The organism is Yoonia tamlensis (assembly GCF_900115105.1).
Classification (GTDB): Bacteria; Pseudomonadota; Alphaproteobacteria; order Rhodobacterales; family Rhodobacteraceae; genus Yoonia; species Yoonia tamlensis.
In genome coordinates, this window is record NZ_FOYP01000001.1 from 1,618,630 (window position 1) to 1,641,565 (window position 22,936).

The following is a 22,936-nucleotide window of genomic DNA, read 5'->3' on the forward strand; positions in this document are numbered from 1 at the left end:
ATTGCGGGGATGAGCATGCACTTTGACACATCTGATTCTCCGGCGCTTTCGCGTCGACGCAAGGCCGCAATGATTGTCCAGATGATGATCAGCGGCGGCAGCAACCTATCGTTGTCCCAACTGCCCGAATCGCTTCAGGAAGTGTTGACCGATGAACTGGGCGCAATCAAACTTGTTGATCGTGATACAGTTGCCGGCGTCGCGGCAGAATTCACCGCACAGCTTGAATCCATCGGGCTTTGCGCACCTGGCACGCGCGACGGTGCCATTGCCGCACTATCGGATCACCTAAGCCCTGATTTGGCCGCAAGGTTGCGCGCGCAAACCGCAAAAGTGCGCAATGGCGATCATTGGCATGTGATCGCGGATCTTCCGACCGCGCGGCTTGTTGACATCATGACCCGCGAAAGCATCGAAATCTGCGCTGTTGCGCTGTCCAAGCTACAAGTCGGTAAAGCTGCAGAAATCTTGACGCAAACACCTGGCGAACGCGCGCGCAGGATTACCTATGCAATGGCGCTAACGTCCGAAATATCCCCCGATACTGTGCACCGGATCGGGGCATCTTTGGCGAAAGAATACGGGCAACCCGCCAAAATCGCCTTTGAAAAACCGCCCGTGCAGCGCCTTGGTGCCATTTTGAATTCAACCGTCACCGATACCCGCGAAGACGTACTGGCATCACTTGGTGAAGCAGATCCCGCATTTGCCAACGACGTGCGCAAGGCCATTTTCACCTTCAAGGACATCGCGCCGCGGGTCAAACCGACCGATATTCCCAATTGTATCCGCGCAGTCGATGCAGAGGTGCTAACCCGCGCGATTGCCGCTGGACTTGCCGGTGAACAGGCAATGGTCGATTCCGCAGAATTTATTCTTGGCAGCCTGTCGCAGCGTATGGCCGGACAACTGCGTGAAGATGCCGAGGAAATGGGAACCATCAAAAAATCCGAGGCAGAGGCAGCTATGTCCGCCATCACAACAGCCATCCGCGAAATGGCCGAAAGCGGGGTCATCACCCTGATCGATCCGGACGAGGAGGAGGAGGACAAAGACGAATAGCGCGTGGACAGCCCCCCGCATATCGCCCTATCATCGCGCGATGATTCAGACCGAAACAAATGCACCGCGATGACGCCGCGCAGTTCACCACAAGGCACTAATGCAGACTGGATCGCCAACCGTGTTTTACGGGGCTTGATCGCGACAATGCTGCGGCTTCCTTACGAAAAACGCGTCCCCGCGATGGGGCGCGCGCTGAGTGGTGTCATCGGCCCGCTTGCTGGCTATCGCAAACGCGCCGAAGCGAATCTTGCGTTGATCTACCCCGATATGCCCGCGGCACGGCGGCATGAAATTGCTGTGGCCTGCTGTGATAATTTCGGGCGCACGTTGATTGAAAACTATTCTTGGCAGGAATTCTCTGCGCGACTGGCGCAGGTTACGCCAACAGGCCCGGGTGTTGCGGTCCTTGCCCAAGCCGCAGCCGACAAGCGGCCCGTGATGTTTGTAACCGCCCATTACGGCAATCACGAAGCCCCGCGTCAGGTGCTTACAGCCATGGGATACAACATTGGCGGGCTATATCGGCCGATGGAGAACCCCTATTTCAACGACCATTATGCCCAGACAATGACTTCTTGGGGAGGACCAGTGTTTGCACAGGGACGGCGTGGAACGCTCGGGTTTGCGCGGCACCTGAAATCGGGCGGCATGGGCACGCTTTTGTTTGACGTTTCTGCCAAAGGGGTCAGCCTGCCGTTTTTGGGGCATGGCGCACATACCGCGACCTCGGCCGCTGATATTGCGCTGCGCATGAATGCCGTTGTCATTCCCTATTTCGGTATTCGCCAGCCGGACGGCCTGTCCTTTGCGGTCGAGATTGAAACCCCGATCACCCCTGCAAGTCCGGAACAGATGATGCTGGAAATGACACAGCGGCTCGAAGCGCAGATCGGCCGCGATCCCGCACAATGGTTCTGGGTCCATCGCCGCTGGAAGCCGCGGCGCAATCACTAGCGCAGTTGCGCGGCCCCCACGATCGGCCCGTTGCCCGCATGTTGAACAAGGACAGCAACCGGATCGTCGCCATGCATTTCCGCACGCACGGTCAAAACCCCTGCACCATCCCACGCCGCCACCTGATCAAAGGCGGTCACAACATTGGAATAGGTCAATTGCTTTCCGGCATTTTCACCATGGCGAATGTCAACAATTTCTTCGGGTGTAAACCGCACGATTTCAACGACATAGCTTCCTGTTGTCTGTGCGACCGCTGAAATCTCCAGCTGGCCTTGGGTCCGTGTCAGTGTCACCGTGACAGGGTAGACCTCCCGCCCATGCGCCTGCAAAAGCTCCATCACCTGCATGGGCCGCGACCCGATCACATGATCCACACCCCCGATAATCATCTGCGGCGTATAGACTGTTGGCGCATGCGCCGCACGGGCATAGGCATGTTGGCGCGCCGTGTTTTCTGGGCGTCCAAAGATATCGGTCCAGCCGATATAATCCCAGTAGTCGACATGCAGCGCAAGAGCGATCACATCGTCACGTTTAGCCAATTCATGCAGCAACGCATCTGCGGGCGGGCATGATGAACAGCCCTGTGATGTGTATAGTTCGACAACCACTGGGTCGGCCTGCGCCGTGTCGGTTGCTGAAACTATAAACCCACAGACTGCTAGAGCAGATAATATCCTAAGCATTGTACATCCCGATTTGACTTGCATCCGGTGTAGCCCGCCCCGCCTGTAATGACCAATCAATGAATTGCGAACAGTTTGTTATGTATGTTTCAATGGCAGCAGCGTGAACCTTGTTAAAAAGTCCGTGTTTTGGTAAGGTTAGCCGCACGCATACGTTGATCATCTTACATTGTTTCGATAGTCCAACAGTGCGGCTTTCTTAAACAGACTTGGGCTATCGTGGACTGGACCAACCTACTTCGTGAATTTGTCACACTCTTTGTGGTCATCGATCCGGTGGGTTCAATTCCGGTGTTCCTGTATTCCGTCGCATCCGTGCCGTCTAGGCTACACCGCCGTTACGCAGTGCGCGCGGTGTTTGTCGCCACAATGGTATTGTTTACGTTTCTAATCGCCGGGCAGTTTGTGTTAGAAACGCTGGGTTTACGATTTGGTTCATTCCAAATTGCAGGCGGGATCATCCTGTTCCTATTCGCCTTAAGCATGATCTTTGGTCACTCAAAGGCGGAAACCGAAATCGAAGAGGCAGGCAAGGATCATCTTGCAGGTGCCGTTTTCCCGCTTGCTATGCCGTCAATCGCGTCACCTGGCGCAATGTTGGCTATTGTCGTATTGACTGACAATCACGAACAAGCTTTGACAGAACAATTGATTACTGCAGGCTTACTAATTGTCATAATGGCCTTTACCTTAATACTATTGTTAGCGGCAACCTACGTTCACCGGATTATCGGGAATACAGGCGCGAGCGTAATCAGCCGCGTGATGGGAATGATTTTGGCAACAATTGCAATTGACTCCATAATCGGAGGGATGGAGGCGTTGGAAATGATCGTCCTACCAACCGAACAATCTGCAGATGGGCTTTTGAGCGATTAGCCTACTTAGCCGCTTCCAACAGGGCTGGCAAAAACCGCTGTTCATAATCTGATCCGACCAGCGGCCCGACATAGCGAAACAGCACAGTGCCATCACCGTCTACGATAAATGTCTCGGGCGGGGCTGTGACCCCCCAGTCGATCGCCACCCTGCCCCGCAAGTCGAATCCGGTGGCGAAAAACGGGTCTTCGTAGTCAACCAGATAAGCGGATGCCTGATCTTGTTGATCGCGGAAATTGATGCCTGCCACGCGGTAGCCTTGTTCGGCCAGTTCCAGCAGTTTCGGGTGCTCTGCGCGGCATGGCGGGCACCAGCTTGCCCAGAAATTGACGATGGTCAATTCACCACTGCGCAGGTCCGCATCTGTCAATTGCACGGTGCCTGACACCGCCTCGGTCGGGACTGCGGGTGCTTGCTGTCCAATAAAGGTTGATGGCAGGTCGTCCGATTTTCCCTGCCACATGCTTACTGCGAACATCCCCGCGAGTGCGGCAAATATTGCTGGCGGCAAGATCACAAGCGGCGATATTTTAGCCATTTTTTTCAATCCGTTCCAAGGCGGCGCGCACCCGCACCGACCGCCGCCAGCTGATCACGATGATCACAGCCAAAAGACCCAAGCTCACCCCGTAAGCGGCCAGCACTTCGACGGCGTATTTCCCCAATTCAGGCACGGCGCGCCCTCGCTTCTAGGGCCCGGATACGGCGGGCGCGAATTTCAGTCCGCGTGCGCAGCAGCACAAGACCAATAAACAATAAGACAAATCCGGCGATACAAATCACCAGCGGTATCCAGAATACGTCCGACACGTTTTCTTCGGCATCCAGTGACAGTGACGCGCCTTGATGTAGCCCTTGGTTCCAGAAATTCACCGCATAGCGGGACAGGATCGCAAAGACCGACCCCACCATGCACAGCACCGATGTTAGATCAGCGGCGGTGTCGGGGTCTTCGATCGCTTCCCACATGGCCATGTAGCCAAGGTAAAACAGAAACAGGATCAGGAATGACGTCAGGCGCGGATCCCACGCCCAATAGGTGCCCCACATCGGCTGGCCCCAGATCGCGCCGGTGAACAGGGCGATCAGCGTCATCACCAGCCCGATTGGTCCAGCCGCCCGCGCGGCCAAGGCCGATACATGGTGGCGACGCACAACCCAGATAAGCGAGGCCACCAACATCATAATCCATGCGTTAATCGCCATCAGCGCTGCGGGCACATGCAGATAGATGATTTTAACAGTTGATCCTTGGCGGTAGTCATCAGGCGTGAAAAAGAACCCCCAAACCAGCCCGACCGTCAGGCACAGTGCCGCCGCCCCGAAAACATAAGGCAGCACGGGCGCTGTCCAGCCCATGAATTTCTTTGGATTTGCGTATTCCCAGAATGACATATCGCCTACCTACCCTGCCCTTACTGCTGCATCAACGCAGATTGATGCGTAACGTGGCCGCAGTCGCAAAGGGCAGCACCGCAAAACACCCTGCGGTGATTACCCCCAGCAAGATCAGCGCGCCCGATGCGTCCTGCCCGTCCGCGCCGCGCCGCACAGCCTCGGCCCCGTAAATCAGGGTCGGCACGTAAAGCGGCAGAACCAGCAGCGACAAAAGCAAACCGCCACGCCGCAGCCCGACGGTTAATGCGGCCCCAAAGGTGCCGATCATCGACAGGGCGGGTGTACCAAGAAGCAGCGACAACAGCAGATAGCCATAGGCTTCGGGTGCGAGCGACAGCAGAAAACCCAGCGCGGGCGCCGCCAACGTCAGCGGCAGCCCTGTGGTGATCCAATGCGCAAGCGCCTTTGCCAATGCGGCCCCTTCCATTGGCAGCGGTGACGTGGCCAAAAGCCCGAGCGATCCGTCTTCAAAGTCCAATGCGAAAATCCGGTCCAGCGACAAAAGCGCTGCCAGCAATGACGCAACCCAAAGAATGCCAGGCGCGATGCTGGTCAGCAGCGCGGTCTGCGGCCCGACGCCAAGCGGCACAAGCACGATGACAATCAGAAAAAATGCAAGTCCAAGCCCAAATCCGCCGCCTGCGCGCACCGCAAGGCGCAGATCACGCAGCAAAAGCGCGATCACAAGAACGCCTCGTCGGCGGCTCCGCCCGCATCAGGGGCGGCTTGAAACGGGGTCAGGTCCATTTCGGGCGCATCAATTCCCAGATCAATATGCGTCGCGATCACCGCGATCCCGCCACTGGCAAGATGGGTGTCTTGCAGCCATTTCGCGAATAGTTTGACGGAAAAACCGTCGAGCGACACAGTCGGTTCGTCCAGAAACAACACCTTGCGCCCGATCACGCCAAGCCGCGCGAGCCCCAGCCGTCGCTTTTGCCCCGCCGACAAGGTGCCCGCAATCCGCATCCGCAGGTCGGCCAGATCAAAGGCCTCCCAGATTGTGTCGGGAACAGGATTGCCATAGATATCGGCCCAGAATTGCAGGTTCTCGGTCACGCTCAGCGCGGTCTTGATGCCGTCGGCATGGCTGGCATAGGCCAGTTCATCCTCGGGCGCGTCCACATGCCCCGATAATGCAGGCTGAAGCCCCGCCAATGTGCGCAGCAATGTGGTTTTGCCGATCCCATTTGGACCCCGCAGCACCAGCGCCTGCCCTGCGGCCACATCAAAACTGACATCGCTCAGCACCGGAATACCGCCACGTGCACAGGTGACTTCCTTGACGCGCAGCATCAGACGGGGATCAAGGCAACCGCGACACGCCGCCCTTCGGACAAAAGCACATTATAGGTGCGGCAGGCGGCGGGTGATGCCATGGATTCGACCCCGATACCGGCCTGTTCTAGCAGGGTGCGAAATTCGGCGGGCAAATGCGCAATTTCGGCGCCCGTACCGACAAAAAGCACATCCAGCGCATCGGCCAGCGCGGTCAACGTTTCAGTGTCGACGTATCCGCCCCAAGCCTGCACACCGCTGGCAGAGGCCACAACCGCACCGTCATAGCGTTTGCCGCCAATGCGAAAGAAACCCGCGCCATAGCCATCGACCGGAGCCGAATTGTCATAGCTGATTTCATTCATCCGCATCGGCGTTCCTTAGGTATCAATATGGGCGTAACGGGTGCCCGCACTTGGGTCTTTCTTGGACCAGTCGCGTTTCACGCCAAGTACCAGCAAAATGGTCGAGGCTACAAAGATCGACGAATAGGTCCCGATCACAACGCCCCAGATCATCGCAAAGACAAAGCCACGGATCACATCGCCGCCCAATACATAAAGCGAGACCAGCGCAAGCAAAGTAGTAAACGATGTCATCAGCGTGCGGCTAAGCGTTTCGTTGATTGACAGGTTCAGCACCTCTTTGAGGTCCTTTTGCTTGTATTTGCGCAGGTTTTCACGCACGCGGTCAAATACGATCACCGTATCATTGATCGAATAGCCCACGATTGTCAGCAACGCCGCAATGATGGCCAGATCAAATTTGATCTGCAATTCCGAGAAAATCCCGATAGTCAGCAAGACATCATGCACCAGCGCCAACACCGCACCGACCGCAAACTGCCATTCAAACCGCATCCAGATATACAAAAGGATCGCGCCAACTGCCAATGACACGGCCAGAATTGCAGTATTGATCAATTCACCCGAAACCTTGGGACCAACGGATTCAATGGACTGGAACGACAGCGTGGGTTCAAGCGCGACCAACGCGGCTTCAATTGCGTCCACGGTTTCTGACGCGATCCGCTCGTCCCCTTCTTGGGACTGGATGCGGATCATCGCGACATGCTGGTCATCGGCAAAGCCGGGGTCGTTGACTTCGGCGATGGACACATCGCCAAGCCCCAGCGGCGCAATCGCGCCACGGTAAGCGGCAACATCAACCGCAACTTCGGATTGGGTGCGGATGCTTGTCCCGCCTTGGAAATCAATCCCGTATGCCAGCCCTTGGACCAGAAACGACCCAAGCGCCACAACCATCATGACCAGCGAAATACCCAGCCAGATCCGCGCCTTCGAGAAAAAGTCGATCGCCGTGTTATCACGTACAAGTTTCAGGCGCATGTTAAACCTCGATTGTCTTGGGGCGGGCGCGGGCGAAGTAAATCGCGATCAGCGAGCGGGTCACAAAAATGGCCGTAAAGACCGATGTCAGAATGCCGAAACCAAGCGTCACCGCAAAGCCAGACACCGGACCCGATCCAAAGATAAACAGGATCACAGCCGTCATGAATGTTGTAAAGTTGGCATCAATGATCGACGACAGCGCCCTTTCGTAGCCCAGTTCAACCGCGCGTGCGGCGCCCTTGGCTGTTTTCAGCTCTTCGCGGATGCGCTCGAACACGATCACGTTGGCGTCTACGGCCATCCCGATGGTCAGCACGATCCCCGCAATCCCGGGCAATGTCAGCGTGGCCCCGATGATCGACAGCAGGCCAAAGATCAGCCCGACGTTGATCACCAGCGCGATATTGGCAAAAATCCCGAACAGCCCATAGCTCAGCACCATATAGCCAAGAACCGCAATGCCTGCGACCAGACAGGCAACTTTGCCGGCGTCAATGCTGTCTTGGCCCAACTCTGGCCCGACTGTGCGTTCTTCGAGAACCGTCAGCTTGGCCGGCAGTGCGCCCGCGCGCAGCAAAATCGCAAGGTTTGTGGCTTCTTCGACGCTGAAATTGCCTGTGATAATCCCCGAACCGCCTGGAATGTGGCTGTTAATGCGTGGCGCAGAAATGACTTCGCCATCCAGCACGATCGCAAACAGGGACCCGACATTTTCCAGCGTATAATCACCAAAATCGCGCGCGGCAGAGGTGTTGAACCGGAAGGCCACCGCAGGTGATCCGTTCTGGTCAAAATCAAGCTGCGCGTTTTCTAGATCTTCACCCGTCACGACAGGGTTCTTTTCAAGAATATAGAACGCGGCTTCGTTTTCGGCATCAGGTGCCAGAATATTGCCTGTCCCCGGTGATGCAGCAGGGTCGCTTGTGCTGCCCAGAACGGGGTTGAACGTCAGCTGCGCGGTGGTGCCGATCAGGTCGATCACCTCTTGGGCAGACCCGACACCTGGCACCTGGATCAGCACACGGTCGGTGCCTTGGCGTTGAATGGTGGGTTCGCGTGTGCCTGCTTCGTCGATACGGCGGCGCACGATTTCAAGCGTCTGCGCCATCGTGCGATTGTTCATCGCTACGATTTCGGCCTCGCTTAGCTTGATCGTCAGGACTGGCCCGTTAATGGACACATCCAGATTGCTGCCGGCAGCCCCTGTCAGCGATGTGACCGGCTGGCCAAGGCCGCGCACGATCTCAAGCGCGCTTGCGGCGCCGGCCTCTTGGGAAATGCGCACGCGCAATTCATCGGCAGGGCTGCCATCGCGGGTCACAAAACCGATGGTGTCGCGTTCGGCGGCCAATGCATCGCGCACATTTGGCCATAACCCTTCAAGAAAGGATGCCTGCACGTCTTCTAGCTGCACTTCGACCAGCAAATGCGCACCGCCGCGCAGATCAAGCCCGAGGTTCACAAGCCCCGACGGCAAGAAACCGGGCCAAAGCGCGGCATCAGCGGCAAGCGCATCATTGGTCTGGCCACTGTCGATGATCGCAGCCGCGTCATTATGTGCTTCAACCCGCGTATAGAATGCGTTGGGCATTGCAAACAAAAGGCCAAGAACCACAGTTCCCCAAATCAGAATCTGCTTGGTGAGTGAAAAATTAAGCATGACGCGGCCCTTCGGCGTTTAGGATTTCGCCGGATCGGTTTTGTTCAGAACGGTCGTGATCGTTGATTTCACAACGCGCACATTCACGCCAGCCGCGATTTCAACTTCAACTTCGTTGTCGTCCTTAACTTTCGTGATTTTGCCTTTCACGCCGCCTTGGGTCACGATCTGGTCGCCACGGCGCAGCGATTCAAGCATCGCCTGATGCAGTTTCAGCTTTTTCTGTTGGGGCCGAATAAGCAAGAAATACATGATCCCGAAGATCAACGTCAGCATTAACAGGTCGGCAGGTCTCATTTCAGCATCCTTTAATTCGCGCAGGGCCAAACGGCCCGAAAGTCGCGGCACGTTACTGGCGAGATAAGCAATTGGCAACCAGATGCAAGGCCATAAGCCGCCCATTACAGTGATTTGAAAGCATATCAGGCGCGCGCGCGTAATTACGGGTTCACTTGGCCTGCATGATGATGCATATCACGCGCACTATAAACATCCCAAAAGGACCGATGCCATGCATGATATCCGCGCCATCCGTGACAACCCCGCCGCTTTTGATGCGGCTCTGTCTCGTCGTGGGATGTCACCTGCGTCGTCCGAAATTCTGGCACTGGACGAGGCGCGGCGCGCCAAAATTCTGGCCGCCGAAACAGCGCAAGCCGAAGCCAACAAAGCCGCCAAAGAAGTCGGTGCCGCCAAGGGCCGCGGCGACGAGGCGGAATTCCAGCGCCTGCGCGCATTGGTCGGCGAAAAGAAGGCTGAAATTGCTGCATTGAATGACGAGGCAAAAGCCCAAGACGTTGCGCTGAATGATCTTTTGATGGCCATTCCGAACCTGCCTGATCCGTCGATCCCTGATGGGGCTGACGAAAATGACAATGTTGAAATCAACCGCGCAGGCAGCCCGCGCAATTTTGCCTTTACGCCAGTGGAACATTACGAAATTGCGGGCATCCGCCCCGGCATGGATTTCGAAACCGCTGCCAAACTGTCCGGCAGCCGTTTTGTGCTGCTGTCAGGTGCTGTGGCACGCCTGCACCGTGCGCTGGCGCAGTTCATGCTGGATACCCATGTCGACGAACACGGGCTAACCGAGGCCATCACCCCCGTGCTAGTGCGCGAGGAAATGATGTATGGCACCGGCCAACTGCCGAAATTCGGCGATGACAGCTATCAAACCACCAACGGCTGGTGGCTGATCCCTACAGCCGAAGTCACGCTGACCAATATCGTCAACGGGCTGACAGTCGATGAATCCTACCTGCCCCGCCGCTATGTCGCACATACGCAATGTTTCCGGTCAGAAGCCGGATCAGCGGGCCGTGACACATCGGGAATGCTGCGCCAGCACCAGTTTGAAAAAGTCGAAATGGTCAGCGTAACAAAGCCCGAAGATAGCGCGGCAGAGCATGACGCGATGACCAAACGCGCCGAGGCGATCCTTGATAAACTCGGCATCCCCTACCGCACGGTTGTGCTGTGCACTGGCGATCTGGGGGCTGGCATGCGCAAGACACACGATATCGAGGTCTGGCTACCCGGCCAGAACGCATATCGTGAAATCGCGTCTATTTCGGTCGCGGGCGACTATCAGGCGCGGCGCATGAATGCGCGCTACAAGCCAACCGGCGGCGGCAAACCCGAATTCCTGCATACGCTCAACGGGTCGGGTCTTGCGGTCGGGCGCTGCTTGATTGCTGTGGTCGAAAACGGCCAGCAAGAGGACGGATCTGTTGATCTGCCCGCCGTGTTGCACCCTTACTTGCGCGGCAAGACACGCATCACCGCTGACGGTCAACTGGCCTAAGCACGCGGGAGCAGATCATTTTTGGTGATCTGCTCTTGCAAGGTTTTCATGATTTTTTCCAATGACTTCGGCAGGTAATCATTGTCGCAGGCGATCCGCGCGCGGGTGATGTCGCTGACATCTTCAATCCGCACGGGCCCTGCGCGATGATGTTTGCGTAGGCTCATGACTTTGGTCATCACGCTGCGCTTGCTCTTGTTGATCAGATGTTCGCGGATGTTTTGCCCTGCGCGCACCTCGTCGATCACGCGCGCGTCCATTTCAAGCCCGACACGCTGCGCGCCTTGCGCAATCCAGTCGCAAGCAAATGTCGACAGCCCCAAGCGGTCCCCGCCGCCGCCAATCGACCCGTGATCGCCTGGAAACCATTCCTGCCGGTAGGCCCAGTTATCGCGGGTGGTCGGTTCAAGCGATGCATCGCTTTCCAGCCCCAGAGCCGCAAGGTTCATCCGGTCGAGCTTCTCAGACCAAAGTGCCGGCGGAAATGTCTTGCGGTGTTCATCAATGGCCACGGCATGGCGCGCGGATGTCACCATGCTGCTCAGATGTTCATCATGGAATTCATGGCGTTTGTTGAACAGCTTGGCCGTCATCCAATGACCCGGCACGCCCAATGCGCCCACCGTGTCCCAGACCCCAAGGTAATTCACCGCAAGGTTGACACAAAGATTTGGTCGCGTTTGCAAACGCCACTGCCATTCCTTTGCGCTTGTGGCCGTATAGGGGGCAAAATCCGACCGGAACAAGAAACTTTCAGGATCATCGGGGTGGGTATTGGGATCACGCGAGCGATAGCGGGTCATCGCCTCGCCCAGCCGATGCACATGATTGCGCGGCGGGATACCGCACGACCGGATCAGCCCGGCCAATGAACGCGCGGTATAGGCCCCGCGCGAAAATCCGAAAATGTAGATCTCATCGCCCGGCTCATAGGCAAAAACAAGCGCGCGGTAGGCGTCTTCGACGTTTTCGACCAGCCCCATGCCCATCGCGCCGCCAAGAAAGCGATCCAAGAAACGCGCGACACGATTTGAACCGCGCCCCGCCCCGACGCCCAACACATAGAAAACCTCTTGCTTGACGCCATCTTTGGCCGTGTGTTTCACAGCCTGCGCTAAACGCACCACATTGGTCTGATGTGCCGCGTCATGGCGGTTCCACGTGCCGTCACAGAAAATAGCAATGCGCTTCATCTTAAATCACCCTTTGCGAATACGCAGATGCTGCGCAACGCAAAGGAGAAATTCAAGTCAGCTTTTCCCGACCTAACGGTCAGAACCACCCTTTTTAAGGTGCTTGGACAGGCGCGATGGCTGCGACGATTTTTTATCCTTATATGGGTTCTTGTCGCCCTGATCGCGCAGGAACAGCCGGATCGGTGTGCCGGGCATGTCAAAATCGACGCGCAACCCGTTGACCAGATAACGTTTATAGCTTTCGGGCATCATATCGGGATGCGATGTCATCACCACAAAGGCAGGCGGGCGCGTCTTCACTTGGGTCATGTAGCGCATTTTGATGCGCTTGCCGCCCGGTGCGGGTGGCGGGTGCTGTTCCAGCATCCCAACCAACCAGCGGTTCAGGTTGGCGGTGCTGACGCGGCGGTTCCAAACCTCATGCGCGCGCATGATCGCCTGTTGCAGCTTGTCGACGCCCTTACCGGTCTTGGCCGACACGGTGACCAATGGCGCACCGCGCAGCTGCGGTAGCAGACGTTCAAAGCTTTCGCGCAGTTCTTTAAGCTTGGTTTGCTTTTCGTCTTCGATGTCCCATTTGTTCACCGCAATCACCACGGCGCGGCCTTCGCGTTCGGCCAGATCGGCGATCCGCAAATCCTGTTGTTCAAACGGAATTTCCACATCAAGCAACACAACGACTACCTCGGCAAATTTCACCGCGCGCAACCCGTCGGACACCGACAGTTTTTCCAGCTTTTCCTGCACTTTGGCCTTGCGACGCATGCCGGCAGTGTCGAAAATCCGCATCGGCACGGGCACACCGTCCGGCCCCGCCCAGTCCTGCTGGACAGAGATCGCGTCGCGGGTAATGCCCGCTTCTGGTCCGGTCAGCAGACGTTCTTCACCGATAATCTGGTTGATCAGCGTGGATTTACCCGCATTCGGGCGGCCAACTACGGCAATTTGGAGCGGCTTTGCCTTGGTCGGGACGCGCGGCGCATCCTCGTCATCATCACCGACTTCAACGTCGATATCGGGCGCGTCGGCCGCGGCACGTTCTTCGTGGGCTTCATAAATAGGGCGCAGCACATCCATCAATTCGCCCATGCCTTCGCCATGTTCAGCGGACAAGCGGATCGGTTCACCCAGCCCGAGCGAATAAGCCTCTAGGATGGTGGCATCAGCAGCTTTGCCTTCGCCCTTATTGGCGGCAAGGATCACATTGGCGTTTTTCTTGCGCAGAATTTCCGCGAACACCATATCGGCAGGCAGCACCCCTGCCCGCGCGTCGATCATGAACAAGCAAACATCAGCCATTTCAACGGCACGTTCGGTCAGACGGCGCATACGGCCTTGTAGGCTGTCGTCGGTGGCCTCTTCCAGACCGGCACTGTCAAGCACGGTAAATCGCAGGTCGGCAATCCGCCCTTCGCCTTCGCGCAGGTCGCGCGTTACCCCCGGCTGGTCATCGACCAAGGCCAGCTTTTTGCCAACCAGACGGTTGAACAGCGTGGATTTGCCCACATTGGGGCGGCCCACGATCGCAAGGGTAAAACTCATTGTCTTCGGCTCCTGACGGATGTTGAGGCCCGCCGATACACCAATCAGCGGCTAACGGAAAGCATGCAATTTGCCGTCTTTGCTGACAACATACAGCACCTGCCCCGCAATCACCGGCGCAGAGGCCGCACCACCTGGAAATTCGAGCGTGCCAATCAATGCGCCGGATGCCGGATCAAACTGACGGATCAACCCGTCGGATGAGGCAACAATCAACCGGCCACCGGCCAAAACAGGGCCATAATGCGCGTGAACGCGGCGTTGGCGGGCTGTGCGTTCGCTGGTAAAGTTCGGCAGATCAATCCGCCAGACCGGATCGCCGCTATTGGCGTCAAGCCGCACCAGTTCATTTACATCATTGATCAGATAAACGGCATTGCCCACCGGCCAAACGGGGCTTAGCGCGCCTTCGCCTGCGGTCCAGATCCGGCTGCCGTCCTTGATATCAAGCGCCACGATTCGTCCGCCAAAGTTGCCGATATAGACGCGGTCGCCCATGATCACGGGATCGCCCGCAATATCGGTGACAAGCGACGCCGCACTGCCCAGACGTTCACCCGAGACGACCGTGCTCCAACGGCGGATGCCGCCTTGGGGGTAGACAGAAACAACTTCACCCGACGGGAAAGGCAGGATCAAATTGTCGCCTGAAACCGCAGGGGATGCACCGCTGTCAAAATTCGCAACTGATGGCGTGCCACTATATTGCCAGCGAATGCGGCCGTCATTGATATCAAGCGCCCAAGCCGTGCTATCGCGGCCCACAACGTAGACCAGATCGCCGCGCAGCGTCGCCGAAGCATTCACCGGCGCGTCCAGATCCTGCACCCAGTTAATTGCGCCCGTTCCCGCATCGAGCGACGTGATTTCACCAAAGCCGGTGGTCGCATAGACACGCCCGCCGCCAACCATGACAGCGCCGCCCGAAGCATCGCTTGCACGGTCGCGTGACGGGGTCAGATCGCGGGTCCAGACGGGCTGCCCGTCAACGGTGGTGGCGGTCACGGTAGCGCGTGCATCAACCGTATAGACAATGCCGCCAGCAACCACGGGTTCGGCGGTGATCCGCGCGCGGCGGCTGTCGCCTTCGCCGATGGACACAGCAAACAGCGGCGACAGGCTGGCCCCAAGCGCCGGATGGTTAATCTGATGTGACGGCCCGCCGTTGCGGTCGGACCAATCGGCGTTGACCTGTGCTTGCGGCAAGGTCACGGGCAGCACCGTGTTTTCAAAAACCGGGGCGTCACGCAGGGCAAAACGTTCTCCTGGCAGGATCACGTCTTTTTCACCACATGCGGACAACAACGCCAAAGCGAGCCCCGCGCCGAGAATAGATTTTGCCATCACGGTGCGTTCCAATCTGGGTACTATTGTGTCACAGGCTCGGGCAATGGTTCGCCCAAGGCAATCATCATATTTTGCACACGCTCACGCAAGCCTTGCGTCGACGCGGCGTCTTCTTCGATCTGGCGCAAAATCACCAGCGCGGCCTCTTTATCGCCGCCGTCCAGATGCACATAGGCGATCTGCTCCATCGCCAGCAGATAATAGGGCTGGCCAGGCTGCGACAGTGGCGTCAGTGCTGCGATTTTTGCGGCGGCGTCGTCATTAGGCAGCATCGCCGCCTTGAGCGCAGCAAGATCACGGTACATTTGCGGCGCGGTTTCATCGGCAGCAAGTGCGGCAAAACCGGCGGCTGCCCCTGCAAAATCATCGGCTTCGACCATTGCGGATGCGGCCAGCATTGCGGCCACGGCTGCGGCGGGGCCATCAACCGGAACGGCTGCCAGATCTTGTGCCCGTGCGCTCGCATCGGTGCCTGTCAGCGCATCATAAATCGCATCACCTGCGGCCTGCGCGCGCGCATTTTCCTGCGCCGACTTATATTCGGAATAGGCCGCACCGCCCACCAAAGCGAGAACCAGCGCCACAGCGATAGGCCCGTATTTGCGCATCTGCGCATAGAGCTTGTCGCGCTTCACCTCTTCGGTGACTTCGTCGATAAAACTGTCCGAGTTGCTCACTCTGGCCCCCATTTAACGCTGAATGTTTCACATCCTTTGCGCGTTCATATCGCGAAGCGGCCCAGATGGACAAGTAAGAAGGCGCGCATCACAGCATTACACGCTGATTTTATCGCCTTTTTCTGTGCCCGCCTGCCCCATCAGCCGAAACGTGCGCAGCGCCGTGATCAAACCAAGCACCGCACAAAGCGCGATCCCCGCGATCATCGGAACGGCGGTGCCATCAAAAAACAGCCCCGTCACAACGACCATCATGCCTGCTGTAACCATCTGCAACGTGCCGCCAAGGCTAGAGGCAAGCCCCGCGATTTCGCCGTGCGGATCAAGCGCCACAACCATCGTCGTTGGCAATATCAGCCCCAGACAGGCGTTGGCGCAAAACAGCCCTGCGATAATCACGGGCAGGCTTGCAAATCCTGCCAGCCCGATCCCCAAGAGCACAAGCGCAAAGCCCGCAAACCCGATGACCGCAAGCCGCATCACCGGCAAAATGCCAAATCTTTCGCCCAAAGGCGCCGCCATCTGCGACGCCCCGAAAAAGCCCACCGCGTTGATTGCAAATGCCACGCTAAACCCTGTCGGGGTTAGCCCGAACTGGTCAGTATAGACAAAGGCCGCGCTGGCGATGAACACCAAAAAGCTGGAAAACCCAAATCCGCCGATCAGCGTCAAACCCATGAACACCGGATCGCGGGTCAGAACCTTTGTGCCGGACCAAAGGTTGGCGACGTTCACCTTGACGCGATGTTCAACCAAAAGCGTTTCGGGCAGCACAGTCCCGACAAGCACGAGGCTTAACACTGCGGCAAGCGCCAGCGCCCAAAAGATGGATTGCCAGCCCGATATGGCGATCAAACCCGATCCGGCCAGCGGCGCCAGCATCGGCGAGACGGAAATCACCAGCATGATCATCGCCATCAATCTAGTCGCCGCTGTGCCTGTATGCATATCGCGCACAATCGCGCGCGGCACGACCATCAACACGGCCCCGCCCATGCCCTGGACGGCGCGCGCTGCAATCAGCCAGCCGATTGTGGGCGCCAGCGCACAGGCGACAGACCCTGCGATAAATATCCCGACACCAGTATAAAGCGGCAGCTTGCGCCCGACCTGATCCGCCCAAGGACCATAGAACAATTGCGCCAACCCGAAGGCCACAAAATAAGAGGTCAACGTGAGCTGCACAGCCGTCACATCAGCCGCCAATGCCGCCGCAATCGCGGGCATCGCAGGCAGATACATGTCAATCGCGAAAGGACCAACAGCGGATAGAAGCCCAAGAATAAGGGCCGCGCGAAACAAAGACATGAGAATACCTGAAGTTGTGGTGATTTGCCCCTTCAGTATGGGCGCATCACCGCAATTGCAACCGCTGTCTTAGGCGGCATCTTCTTCGGATTGGCGGTTCCACAGATGCGCATAGCGCCCCGCAAGCCCCAGCAATTCATCATGTTTGCCCTGCTCAACAATCACCCCGTCCTCAAGCACGACAATCTGGTCGGCATCGGCAATTGTCGACAGGCGGTGCGCGATTGTGATCACAGTGCGCCCCTGCCCCATTGCCTTCAGCTCCGCCTGAATTTCCATTTCTGTTTGGGTATCCAGCGCCGATGTGGCCTCGTCCAGCAGCAGGATCGGCGGATTTTTCAACAAGGTGCGGGCAATGCCCACGCGCTGTTTTTCGCCCCCCGACAGTTTCAGCCCACGTTCGCCCACAGATGTCTGATAGCCATCTGGCAGGCTGACAATAAAATCATGAATTTTGGCAGCTTTGGCGGCCGCGATAATGTCGTCTTCGGTCGCATCAGGGCGCCCGTAGGCGATATTGTAATGCACGGTATCATTGAACAGCACGGTGTCTTGCGGCACCACGCCGATCTGTGCGTGCAAGCTTTCTTGGGTCACGTCGCGCAGGTCTTGGCCGTCGATTTTCAGCGCGCCTGAATTCACATCATAAAACCGGAACAACAGCCGCCCGATGGTGGATTTGCCGGAACCCGACGAGCCGACAATCGCAACCGTCTGCCCCGGAGCAACCACCAGATTGATCCCCTTGAGGATCGGGCGCGCGGCATCATAGCCAAAACCCACATTTTCAAGCGTGACCTGCCCGCCTGTGACCGCCAGCGCGGGGGCGTCTGGCTTGTCTTGCACCTCGGCGGGTTGTTCAAGCAGGTCGAACATGTCACCCATATCAATCAGCGCTTGGCGAATTTCGCGGTAAACCGTGCCCAGAAAATTCAGGGGCATGGTGATCTGGATCATGTAGGCGTTGACCATGACAAAATCGCCAACGGTCAACGTGCCGTTTTGCACACCAATCGCGGCCATTACCATCACCGCGACAAGCCCGCCGGTGATCAGAACCGATTGGCCAAAGTTCAGGAAAGCGAGCGAATAATTCGTGCGCACCGCCGCTTTTTGGTATTCGGCCATCGCCGCGTCATAGCGGTCCGCCTCCCATTTTTCGGCACCGAAATATTTGACGGTCTCGAAATTCAGCAGGCTGTCAATCGCCTTTTGGTTGGCGTCGGTGTCCTGTTCGTTCATGATCTTGCGGATTTTGACGCGCCATTCCGTGACCTTGAAAGTAAACAGGATATAAAGCGAAATTGTCACAAAGACGACGGCCAAGTACCAGACATCAAACAAGAAAAACAGAACGGCTGCGATCATCAACAACTCGAGGATCAGCGGCCCGATGCTGAACAACAAAAAGCGCAGCAGAAATTCGACGCCTTTGACTCCGCGTTCAATCACGCGGCTTAACCCACCGGTTTTGCGCATGATGTGATAGCGCATCGACAGGCGGTGGATATGGGTAAAGGTTTCCAGCGCAAGCTGGCGCAACGCGCGCTGCCCTACGGGCGTAAACACCACATCGCGCAACTGCTGGAACCCGACCGTCATCAGCCGCGCGATACCGTAGGATAACGTCAACCCCACCGCGCCAAAGCCAAGAATTGTGGCCGCTGACGCGCCTTCGGGGGCCAATGCATCGACGGCTTGCTTGTAGAAAAGCGGGGTCGTGACCGCGATCAGCTTGGCCGTGAACAAGATAACCATCGCCAGAATAACACGGCGTTTGACCCAAGGTGCGGATTTCGGCCAAAGATAGGGCGCCACGCGGCGGATCACATCCCAGCCTTGCACTTTGGTATTTTCAAGGTTGGCGGATGTTGTGGACAGGTGACGCATGTTGGCTCTCCGGCTGGCAGCCCCCTTACCTAGGACGCCGCCCGCCTGATTACCAGTGCACGCCGCCTATTGATTGATGTCGGGCACGCGGAATATCTGTCCCGGATAGATCAGGTCCGGGTCGCGGATCAGATCGGCGTTGGCTTCGTAGACCTGCACATAATAAACACCGTTGCCCAATGTTTCTTCGGCAATCGCCCAAAGCGTCGACCCCGGTTGCACGGTACGCACGGCAACCTCGAACCCGTCCTGACCGGTTTCTTCAGCCAGAACGGCGGCAACTTCGGATGCTTCTTCGCGCTTGAACGGGGTTTCAAGCCGCGACACAACGTCTCCGGCATCGTCGACCTCATCCACCCGGAGCGTGTATATACCGGTCTCGATCTCGGGGAGGTCAATGCGCCAGTCGCCGCCTTGGGTCACCGGCGAGGTCGTCACGGGTCGGTTATCAAGATAGATCTGCACCGCCCCGTCCCCGATTGCACGGCCCGAAAGCTGCACTTCCCCGGCGGGATCATATGTGATTGCGTCCAAGCCCACATTTGGCACCGCCAGTTCGGGCCCCGATTGCACCACGCGCACGCCCTGCGCATCGGCTTGCAAAACGGTTGGTGCTGCGGGTGGTGACAGGGTCGGGGTCGGTGCTGCCGCGACTTCGGGTGCGGCGGGCGGCGCGGGCGCGGCAGGGGTTGCGGGCTGCGTGGGGGCGCTATTTGCGGCGGGTGCAGTGGCGGGAGCAAGTTGCGTGTCTGTTTGGTCGGGCAATGCGGGTGCAGCAACCTGCGCCACGACAACAGCAGGGGCGGCTATCGGGGCTACAATATAGCTGGTTTCAGACCGCACTGCCGTCGCATCAGGATCCGCAATGAGCAGCAGACTGCGCGGCGTTTGCGATGCCCCTGCAACGGGCAATGCGACAAAATTACCTGCAGCGTCAGCGGTCACACGGTCCAGTTCCTCTCCGCCCAGCATGATCGCAACGACCTGCCCGGGTTCGGCGCGGCCCGCGATCACGATACCGCCGTCGGGGTCTACGCGAAACGTGTCAAACTGCGGGCCAACAGTGGTTGGCGGCGCCGCTGGTTCTGCGGGTTCGGGTGCAACAGTGGCAATTGTGTCTTGCGCCTGCGCCGCTTGGGCGGGCGCGGGGGCTGTTTTGGCAAAGTACACGTAAGCGCCGATCCCGACCGCCACTGCGACCACCCCGCCCAGCGCCATCGGCACGGCGTTTGATTTGCTTGCTTCTGTCACGTCTTTCCCCCTAAAGGCCATTGTATTCGGTGCCCCCACCGCACAAGGTAAGCCACCGTAACAACGCTACATTCATGCGTCAAAGTGAAGCTGCACAAAAAGGGACCATATGTCTACATTTCCAAAATCCGTTTGCGTCTATTGCGGGTCACGCGATGGCGCCCTGCCCGCCTATGCGCAGGCCGCTGAAGCCACTGGCCAGATGCTGGCACGCAACGACTGGCGGCTGGTATACGGCGCGGGCGATGTCGGGCTGATGGGACGGGTCGCAAATGCGGTCCAGGATGCGGGTGGCCGCACCTTTGGGGTGATCCCGACCCATCTACTGGATTGGGAAGTCGGCAAGCGCGATCTAGACAGTTTTGTGATCACCGAAACCATGCATGAACGCAAAAAGGTGATGTTCATGAATGCCGATGCAGTGGTTGTGTTGCCTGGCGGCGCCGGATCGCTTGATGAATTTTTTGAAGCACTGACATGGCGACAGCTCAAGCTCCACGAAAAACCGATTATCTTGCTCAATACTGACGGGTTTTGGGATCCGCTTTGGGCGCTACTGACCCATGTGGTTGATCAGGGTTTCGCAGGCGATGATATTCTGGGCTATGTCGATATTGTGCCCGATGTCGCAGCGCTTGAAACCCGTTTGCGCGCGGCCCTTTCCTGACGCAGGGCCGTGACAGAATAAATAATCACACCGCCCCAGATCATCGGAAATGCGATCATATGGGCGGTGCCAAAGGGTTCGGCAAAGATCAGCACCGCGACCAGAAACTGGAGCGTCGGGTTGATATAGAACGCGATGCCCGTTGTTGCCATCGTCACCCTGCGCGCGCCATAGCTGAACATCAACAGCGGGATCGAGGTAATCGGCCCCGCAAGAACCAGCATCAGACTATCCGATAAATCGCGACCGAATCCGCCGCTGCCCGTGTGACCCCCCGAAAAATACCCCAGTCCCAGCCAAGCAATCGCAAAAGGCAGGACCAATGTGACCTCGCCCGCGACGGTCAACAGCGGCCCCGCCGATACACCTTTTTTGATCAGCCCGTAAATCGCAAATGTGCCCGCCAGTGACAGCGCAACAATGGGCACAGTGCCAAGCCCAAGGGCCAACACCATCACAGCCGATAAGACCAACACAATCGCCAGCCATTTGAGCGCGCTCAGCGCCTCGCCCAGTACAAACCGCCCGATCAGCACCGACAAAAGCGGATAAATGTAATAGCCGATGCTGGCCTCGGTCGAGCGGTCGATTTGCGACGACAGGATAAAGATAAACCAGTTGGCGGATATCATCAGCGCCGCCAGCAGCATCAGGCCGGTTTGCGTGGCGATCAGTTCAATCATCTGCCGCATCCGGCCTTGCACCAGCAAGATCACTGCAAAGAACAGGAACGACCACAGCGCGCGGTGCGAAAGGACTTCGAGAGGCGGCACATGCGACAGCGCCTTGTAATAGATCGGCGACAGCCCCCAGATCACACAAGTACCAACGATTGCAAGAATGCCTTTGGCCGGATCGGTCATTGGGCCAGATCACCCATCAGCGCGGCATAGCGGGTCAGCGAAACATTGGACCCGCAAGCGATAATTCCGACATGACGGTCGCGCAATTCATCGCGCAACGGCCCCAGCACCGCCGCCAAAGAGGCGGCACAGGCCGGTTCCGCCGTGATCCGCAAAATCCGCTGGTAGTGATCCATCGCCTGGCGCATTTGATCATCCGTAATCCGCACGATCCGTTCCGCATAGGCACGCGCAATGCCGAAAGAATAGGGCAGCGCATAAGGCGCGCTCAGGCTGTCGGCGATGGTATCGACTTGGTCAAGCGTCGCAGGCGCCCCCGCTTCAAAACTGCGATACATGCTGTCCGCGCCAAATGGTTCCACACCAATCACCGTGGCGTTTGGGTGCAGTTGCCTGATCGCGCAAGCCATGCCCGAAATCAGCCCGCCGCCACCAACGGGCACCACATATGTGTCAATCTGCGGGGCCTGCGCGTGATATTCCACGCCAAGGGTTGCCGCACCCAATGTCATATGCGCGCCCTCAAACGGGTGCATCAGGGTGCGGCCTGCATCGGCATAGGCGTTCATCGCAGCAAAAGCATCGGCCATCGTGTCAAAAAGCTGCACCGTCGCACCCAAACCCTCGCAACCTGCAATGCGCGACGGATCAACGCTGCGCGGCATACAAATAAGCGCTTCCACCCCCGCCGCCTGCGCGGCCCAGGACACGGCCAAAGCATGGTTGCCACCGCTTGCCGCGACAACGCCCGCTGCCCGCTGCACGGGGTCAAGCTGCGTCATCCCAAGATAGGCACCGCGCGCCTTAAACGACCCCGCCTGTTGGAACAGTTCAAGCTTAACAGTCACGCTGGCGCAATCAGGCAACACCCCCGCCCAGCGCGACGATTCCAGCGGCAGGATCGGGGTCTGGATCAGAACGCCATCAAGCTGCTTGGCAGCCGCGTCAATGGCTTGCAAATTTGGAAAAGACATCGCGTACCACTTTTCAGAATGTTTGCGCGACCTTTTCACGCCCCTGATTCATTGTCTACGCGTGAAATATATAGCGGGGCTTCAAATTAAAGGCCCGCCGCGGGGTGCGCGACGGGCCTTTTCAATCACACATTGGATTTGA

24 protein-coding genes are annotated in these 22,936 nt (G+C 57.8%); 5 read left to right on the forward strand and 19 right to left on the reverse strand.

Going from position 1 to position 22,936, the window contains the following annotated elements; all coding sequences use genetic code 11:
* Positions 1–15: 15 nt before the first annotated feature.
* Together BM320_RS08430 and BM320_RS08435 are read left to right on the forward strand one after the other, a co-directional pair.
* Complete coding sequence (locus BM320_RS08430) at positions 16–1,062, forward strand: FliG C-terminal domain-containing protein (protein WP_242650976.1); 1,047 nt, start codon at positions 16–18, stop codon at positions 1,060–1,062.
* Positions 1,063–1,131: 69 nt separating this feature from the next.
* Positions 1,132–2,019, forward strand: a complete 888-nt coding sequence (locus BM320_RS08435; protein ID WP_090200488.1) for a lysophospholipid acyltransferase family protein — start codon at positions 1,132–1,134, stop codon at positions 2,017–2,019.
* Here the strand turns inward: BM320_RS08435 and BM320_RS08440 are convergent.
* Positions 2,016–2,633 carry a DUF1223 domain-containing protein gene (locus BM320_RS08440; RefSeq protein ID WP_242650977.1) on the reverse strand — a complete coding sequence of 206 codons (618 nt, stop codon included), beginning with the start codon at positions 2,631–2,633 and terminating at the stop codon, positions 2,016–2,018. The genes BM320_RS08435 and BM320_RS08440 overlap by 4 nt on opposite strands.
* 291 nt (positions 2,634–2,924) lie before the next feature.
* Between BM320_RS08440 and BM320_RS08445 the strand changes: the two genes are divergently transcribed.
* Positions 2,925–3,587 (forward strand): MarC family protein, encoded by a 663-nt coding sequence (locus tag BM320_RS08445; RefSeq protein WP_090198894.1) that lies wholly within the window; start codon positions 2,925–2,927, stop codon positions 3,585–3,587.
* Position 3,588: 1 nt separating this feature from the next.
* Here BM320_RS08445 and BM320_RS08450 read toward each other — a convergent pair whose 3' ends face one another.
* Genes BM320_RS08450 through yajC form a run of 9 tightly spaced genes read right to left on the reverse strand, consistent with a single transcriptional unit; the run spans position 3,589 to position 9,572 of the window.
* The gene (locus tag BM320_RS08450) at positions 3,589–4,125 is read right to left on the reverse strand and encodes a DsbE family thiol:disulfide interchange protein (protein ID WP_090198896.1); all 537 of its coding nucleotides are present in this window, start codon (positions 4,123–4,125) and stop codon (positions 3,589–3,591) included.
* Entirely contained in the window at positions 4,118–4,261 is a 144-nt protein-coding gene (gene ccmD, locus BM320_RS08455; protein ID WP_090198899.1) for a heme exporter protein CcmD, read from the reverse strand. The genes BM320_RS08450 and ccmD overlap by 8 nt, the downstream gene beginning before the upstream one ends.
* A complete protein-coding gene (locus BM320_RS08460; protein ID WP_207496862.1) occupies positions 4,254–4,982 on the reverse strand; it encodes a heme ABC transporter permease in 729 nt (242 codons plus the stop codon). The genes ccmD and BM320_RS08460 overlap by 8 nt, the downstream gene beginning before the upstream one ends.
* A gap of 31 nt (positions 4,983–5,013) precedes the next feature.
* Positions 5,014–5,670 (reverse strand): heme exporter protein CcmB, encoded by a 657-nt coding sequence (gene ccmB, locus BM320_RS08465; RefSeq protein ID WP_090198905.1) that lies wholly within the window; start codon positions 5,668–5,670, stop codon positions 5,014–5,016.
* The gene (ccmA, locus tag BM320_RS08470) at positions 5,667–6,284 is read right to left on the reverse strand and encodes a heme ABC exporter ATP-binding protein CcmA (protein WP_375342070.1); all 618 of its coding nucleotides are present in this window, start codon (positions 6,282–6,284) and stop codon (positions 5,667–5,669) included. Before ccmA ends, ccmB begins: the two co-directional genes overlap by 4 nt.
* Complete coding sequence (locus tag BM320_RS08475) at positions 6,281–6,634, reverse strand: Mth938-like domain-containing protein (protein ID WP_090198910.1); 354 nt, start codon at positions 6,632–6,634, stop codon at positions 6,281–6,283. The genes ccmA and BM320_RS08475 overlap by 4 nt, the downstream gene beginning before the upstream one ends.
* A gap of 9 nt (positions 6,635–6,643) precedes the next feature.
* Positions 6,644–7,612 (reverse strand): protein translocase subunit SecF, encoded by a 969-nt coding sequence (gene secF / locus BM320_RS08480; RefSeq protein ID WP_090198913.1) that lies wholly within the window; start codon positions 7,610–7,612, stop codon positions 6,644–6,646.
* Position 7,613: 1 nt separating this feature from the next.
* On the reverse strand, positions 7,614–9,275 hold the full coding sequence (gene secD / locus BM320_RS08485) for a protein translocase subunit SecD (protein ID WP_090198915.1): 1,662 nt from the start codon (positions 9,273–9,275) through the stop codon (positions 7,614–7,616).
* A gap of 18 nt (positions 9,276–9,293) precedes the next feature.
* Positions 9,294–9,572: a preprotein translocase subunit YajC gene (yajC, locus tag BM320_RS08490; RefSeq protein WP_090200489.1), complete on the reverse strand. Its 279-nt coding sequence runs from the start codon at positions 9,570–9,572 to the stop codon at positions 9,294–9,296.
* A gap of 214 nt (positions 9,573–9,786) precedes the next feature.
* On the opposite strand from yajC, the gene serS reads away from it, so the two are divergent.
* A complete protein-coding gene (gene serS, locus BM320_RS08495) occupies positions 9,787–11,079 on the forward strand; it encodes a serine--tRNA ligase (RefSeq protein ID WP_090198918.1) in 1,293 nt (430 codons plus the stop codon).
* On the opposite strand, the gene BM320_RS08500 is transcribed toward serS, so the two are convergent.
* The 7 genes from BM320_RS08500 to BM320_RS08530 form a co-directional block, all read right to left on the reverse strand.
* Positions 11,076–12,272, reverse strand: a complete 1,197-nt coding sequence (locus tag BM320_RS08500) for a T6SS phospholipase effector Tle1-like catalytic domain-containing protein (RefSeq protein WP_090198921.1) — start codon at positions 12,270–12,272, stop codon at positions 11,076–11,078. The two genes, serS and BM320_RS08500, sit on opposite strands and share 4 nt — an antisense overlap.
* 72 nt (positions 12,273–12,344) lie before the next feature.
* Complete coding sequence (gene der / locus BM320_RS08505) at positions 12,345–13,817, reverse strand: ribosome biogenesis GTPase Der (protein ID WP_090198923.1); 1,473 nt, start codon at positions 13,815–13,817, stop codon at positions 12,345–12,347.
* Between the two features lie 51 nt (positions 13,818–13,868).
* Positions 13,869–15,161 (reverse strand): PQQ-like beta-propeller repeat protein, encoded by a 1,293-nt coding sequence (locus BM320_RS08510; protein WP_090200491.1) that lies wholly within the window; start codon positions 15,159–15,161, stop codon positions 13,869–13,871.
* 23 nt (positions 15,162–15,184) lie between these two features.
* Positions 15,185–15,841, reverse strand: a complete 657-nt coding sequence (locus BM320_RS08515) for a tetratricopeptide repeat protein (protein ID WP_090198926.1) — start codon at positions 15,839–15,841, stop codon at positions 15,185–15,187.
* A gap of 96 nt (positions 15,842–15,937) precedes the next feature.
* Positions 15,938–17,149, reverse strand: a complete 1,212-nt coding sequence (locus BM320_RS08520) for a multidrug effflux MFS transporter (protein WP_090198929.1) — start codon at positions 17,147–17,149, stop codon at positions 15,938–15,940.
* 69 nt (positions 17,150–17,218) lie between these two features.
* A complete protein-coding gene (locus BM320_RS08525) occupies positions 17,219–19,039 on the reverse strand; it encodes an ABCB family ABC transporter ATP-binding protein/permease (protein WP_090198932.1) in 1,821 nt (606 codons plus the stop codon).
* A gap of 66 nt (positions 19,040–19,105) precedes the next feature.
* Positions 19,106–20,290: a LysM peptidoglycan-binding domain-containing protein gene (locus BM320_RS08530; protein WP_242650978.1), complete on the reverse strand. Its 1,185-nt coding sequence runs from the start codon at positions 20,288–20,290 to the stop codon at positions 19,106–19,108.
* Positions 20,291–20,399: 109 nt separating this feature from the next.
* Here BM320_RS08530 and BM320_RS08535 point away from each other — a divergent pair, with 109 nt between their 5' ends.
* Positions 20,400–20,957 carry an LOG family protein gene (locus BM320_RS08535; RefSeq protein ID WP_090198938.1) on the forward strand — a complete coding sequence of 186 codons (558 nt, stop codon included), beginning with the start codon at positions 20,400–20,402 and terminating at the stop codon, positions 20,955–20,957.
* Here the strand turns inward: BM320_RS08535 and rarD are convergent.
* On the reverse strand, positions 20,894–21,820 hold the full coding sequence (gene rarD, locus BM320_RS08540; protein ID WP_090198941.1) for an EamA family transporter RarD: 927 nt from the start codon (positions 21,818–21,820) through the stop codon (positions 20,894–20,896). The two genes, BM320_RS08535 and rarD, sit on opposite strands and share 64 nt — an antisense overlap.
* Positions 21,817–22,794, reverse strand: coding sequence for a threonine ammonia-lyase (locus tag BM320_RS08545; RefSeq protein WP_090198944.1), 978 nt, complete (start codon positions 22,792–22,794; stop codon positions 21,817–21,819). Before BM320_RS08545 ends, rarD begins: the two co-directional genes overlap by 4 nt.
* Positions 22,795–22,936 lie beyond the last annotated feature (142 nt).

Excerpts from the sequence above, each read along its gene's own strand:
- BM320_RS08430 (WP_242650976.1), top strand. The coding sequence starts at position 16 with ATGCACTTTGACACATCTGATTCTCCGGCGCTTTCGCGTCGACGCAAG.
- BM320_RS08435 (WP_090200488.1), top strand. The coding sequence starts at position 1,132 with ATGACGCCGCGCAGTTCACCACAAGGCACTAATGCAGACTGGATCGCC.
- BM320_RS08450 (WP_090198896.1), bottom strand. The coding sequence starts at position 4,125 with ATGGCTAAAATATCGCCGCTTGTGATCTTGCCGCCAGCAATATTTGCC.
- BM320_RS08460 (WP_207496862.1), bottom strand. The coding sequence starts at position 4,982 with ATGTCATTCTGGGAATACGCAAATCCAAAGAAATTCATGGGCTGGACA.
- BM320_RS08475 (WP_090198910.1), bottom strand. The coding sequence starts at position 6,634 with ATGCGGATGAATGAAATCAGCTATGACAATTCGGCTCCGGTCGATGGC.
- secF (WP_090198913.1), bottom strand. The coding sequence starts at position 7,612 with ATGCGCCTGAAACTTGTACGTGATAACACGGCGATCGACTTTTTCTCG.
- secD (WP_090198915.1), bottom strand. The coding sequence starts at position 9,275 with ATGCTTAATTTTTCACTCACCAAGCAGATTCTGATTTGGGGAACTGTG.
- yajC (WP_090200489.1), bottom strand. The coding sequence starts at position 9,572 with ATGAGACCTGCCGACCTGTTAATGCTGACGTTGATCTTCGGGATCATG.
- serS (WP_090198918.1), top strand. The coding sequence starts at position 9,787 with ATGCATGATATCCGCGCCATCCGTGACAACCCCGCCGCTTTTGATGCG.
- BM320_RS08500 (WP_090198921.1), bottom strand. The coding sequence starts at position 12,272 with ATGAAGCGCATTGCTATTTTCTGTGACGGCACGTGGAACCGCCATGAC.
- der (WP_090198923.1), bottom strand. The coding sequence starts at position 13,817 with ATGAGTTTTACCCTTGCGATCGTGGGCCGCCCCAATGTGGGCAAATCC.
- BM320_RS08510 (WP_090200491.1), bottom strand. The coding sequence starts at position 15,161 with ATGGCAAAATCTATTCTCGGCGCGGGGCTCGCTTTGGCGTTGTTGTCC.
- BM320_RS08520 (WP_090198929.1), bottom strand. The coding sequence starts at position 17,149 with ATGTCTTTGTTTCGCGCGGCCCTTATTCTTGGGCTTCTATCCGCTGTT.
- BM320_RS08525 (WP_090198932.1), bottom strand. The coding sequence starts at position 19,039 with ATGCGTCACCTGTCCACAACATCCGCCAACCTTGAAAATACCAAAGTG.
- BM320_RS08535 (WP_090198938.1), top strand. The coding sequence starts at position 20,400 with ATGTCTACATTTCCAAAATCCGTTTGCGTCTATTGCGGGTCACGCGAT.
- rarD (WP_090198941.1), bottom strand. The coding sequence starts at position 21,820 with ATGACCGATCCGGCCAAAGGCATTCTTGCAATCGTTGGTACTTGTGTG.
- BM320_RS08545 (WP_090198944.1), bottom strand. The coding sequence starts at position 22,794 with ATGTCTTTTCCAAATTTGCAAGCCATTGACGCGGCTGCCAAGCAGCTT.